We start from the raw sequence: 2,635 nt of genomic DNA, 5'->3' as shown, positions 1-2,635 counted from the left end.
GCTGACCCTGGCCCTGCCGATCATGATCGGCCAACTCGCCACCACGGCCAAGGGCTTTGTCGATGCGGTGATGGCCGGGCGCGTGAGCCCGCGAGACCTGGCGGCGGTGGCCTTGGGCAACTCGATCTGGATTCCGGTGTACCTGCTGATGACCGGCACGCTGCTGGCCACCACGCCCAAAGTCGCCCAGCGCTTCGGCGCCGGTCACCACACCGAGATTGGCCCGCTGGTGCGCCAATCCCTGTGGCTGGCAGTGGTGGTGGGCATCACTGCCCTGCTGATGCTGATCAGCGCCGAGCCGATCCTGCACGCGATGAATGTCGACCCCGAGTTGATCAAGCCCTGCATGGCCTACCTGCACGGTATCGCGTCCGGCATGCCCGCCATCGCCTTGTATTACGTGTTGCGTTGCTTCAGTGATGGCCTGGGCCGTACGCGCCCCAGCATGGTCATGGGCCTGTGCGGCCTGGCGTTGAACATTCCACTGAACTACGTGTTCATTTATGGCCACTTCGGTGTGCCGGCCATGGGCGGCGTAGGCTGTGGCTGGGCTACAGCCATTGTGATGTGGGTGATGATGCTCGGCCTCGCCGCCTGGACCCGCTGGGCACCGGCATACCAGAGCAGCGAGTTGTTCAAGCGTTTCGACTGGCCGCAATGGGCCGTGATCAAGCGCGTGCTGGGCATCGGCCTGCCGATCGGGATCGCGGTGTTTGCCGAATCGAGCATCTTTGCGGTGATCGCCCTGCTGATCGGCAGCCTGGGCGCCAACGTGGTGGCCGGGCACCAGATCGCGCTGAACTTCAGCTCGCTGGTGTTTATGATCCCCTATTCGCTGAGCATGGCGGTCACGGTGCGGGTCGGCCAGGCATTGGGCCGTGGCGAGCCGCGTGAAGCACGCTTTGCCGCCGGGGTCGGCATGGGCACGGCACTGACCTACGCGTGCCTGTCCTGCAGCCTGATGCTGCTGTTTCGCGAACAGATTGCCACGATTTACACGCCTGACCCGCGGGTGATCCACGTGGCATCGATGCTGATCGTGTTTGCGGCGCTGTTCCAGTTCTCCGACGCGATCCAGGTCACCGCGGCCGGCGCGCTGCGTGGCTACCAGGACACACGGGTGACCATGGTGCTGACCTTGTTTGCTTACTGGGGCGTGGGGTTGCCGGTGGGTTATGCCCTGGGGCTGACCGATTGGCTGGGCGCAGCAAGTGGGCCGAGTGGGCTGTGGCAAGGGCTGATCGTGGGCTTGAGCTGCGCCGCAGCGATGCTGGTGATCCGCCTGGCACGCAGCGCGCGCCGGCGGATTCGCCTGGTTTAAGCGGACTTCTTGCGAATCCAGTACAGGTATTTGCCGGCCTGTTCCTGCTGATCCACCAGTTCGTGGTCAAGGAACACACAGAACTTGGGAATATCGCGACGGGTCGACGGGTCGGTCGCGATCACCTTGAGCAGGCCGCCAGGCGGCAGGTCGCGGATGTGCTGGTGCAACATCATCACCGGTTCCGGGCAGTTGAGGCCGGTGGCGTCGAGGGTGCCGTCGACAGGCAATTCAATACTCATAATCACTCCTGAAACTGGCCCGCTCCAGTGTGGGAGCGGGCTGCCCGCGATGACCGGGGCACATTCAACATAGATTTCAACCGTTATACCGCTATCGCAGGCAAGCCAGCTCCCACATTGGGTTTCAGCGACCTTTAGGTTTTTTTGCATCAACCAGCCGACGCAGGTGGCAAGTCACTTCCTCTCGGTCGTGATACAGCTGCTTGCAGCCGATTTCCACCCGAATACCACGAGCCTTGAAGCCGTCTTCGATGCGCTCAAGCAAACGCTTTACCTCAGCATAACGCTGCTTCATCGGCAGTTTGAGGTTCACCACCGCTTCGCGGCAATGCCCTTCGCCAATCCAGGTTTCCAGCAGCGCGGCGTTACGTGCCGGTTTCTCGACGATATCGCAGACCATCCAGTCCACCGGCTGCTTGGGCACGAAGGTAAAACCGTCGGCCATCAAATGCTGCACCAGGCCGGTGTCCATCAGGCTTTCGGCCATGGGGCCGTTGTCGATGGCGGTCACCAGCATGCCACGGTTGACCAGTTGCCAGGTCCAGCCGCCCGGCGCGGCGCCGAGGTCGACGCCGGTCATGTCGCCATGCAGGCGTTCGTCCCACTGGTCGCGGGGGATGAAGTGATGCCAGGCCTCTTCAAGCTTCAAGGTCGAACGGCTTGGCGCGTCACGCGGGAACTTGAGGCGTGGGATGCCCATCGGCCACATCGCCGAGTTGTTCGACTCGGCCAGGCCCATGAACACTTCGCGGCCGCTTTTGAAGGTCAACAGCAGGCGCGGCTTGCTCGGGTCGTCCACCAGCTTGCCGGCGTTGAGCAAGGCTTTGCGCAGATGCACTTCAAATTTCTTGCAGAAGTTCGACAGCTCTTTGCCGTCGTTGGTGTCGACCATCTCCAGCCACAGGCTGCCGCACACCGGGAATTCGCGCAGGTGGGCGAGGATCACGCTGATGCGGTCGGTTTCCGGCAGGTCGATGAATACCCCGCGCGCCCACTGCCTTGGGAAGATCAGCTCGGCAAACCGCTGGCCGTGCATGAGGCGCTGGGCGCCGTCTTCTTCGGTGCAGACAAA

At 62.8% G+C, this 2,635-nt stretch carries 3 protein-coding genes; 1 reads left to right on the top strand and 2 read right to left on the bottom strand.

All coding sequences use genetic code 11. The features are described 5' to 3' along the window. Nucleotides 1–1,321: MATE family efflux transporter (locus tag FEM54_RS30170; protein ID WP_138454020.1), on the top strand; the 1,321-nt coding region annotated here is incomplete at its 5' end. Here the strand turns inward: FEM54_RS30170 and tusA are convergent. Both tusA and rlmM read right to left on the bottom strand, forming a co-directional pair. Further along, on the bottom strand, nucleotides 1,318–1,563 hold the full coding sequence (gene tusA, locus FEM54_RS30165) for a sulfurtransferase TusA (protein WP_058419610.1): 246 nt from the start codon (nucleotides 1,561–1,563) through the stop codon (nucleotides 1,318–1,320). The genes FEM54_RS30170 and tusA overlap by 4 nt on opposite strands. 124 nt (nucleotides 1,564–1,687) lie before the next feature. Continuing rightward, a partial coding sequence (gene rlmM, locus FEM54_RS30160; RefSeq protein ID WP_138454019.1) for a 23S rRNA (cytidine(2498)-2'-O)-methyltransferase RlmM occupies nucleotides 1,688–2,635 on the bottom strand: 948 nt, incomplete at its 5' end.

The sequence above is a fragment of the Pseudomonas edaphica genome, assembly GCF_005863185.1.
GTDB classification, from domain to species: Bacteria; Pseudomonadota; Gammaproteobacteria; order Pseudomonadales; family Pseudomonadaceae; genus Aquipseudomonas; species Aquipseudomonas edaphica.
The sequence above is the reverse complement of the archived record's forward strand: the minus strand, read 5'-3'. Positions and strand labels throughout refer to the sequence as shown.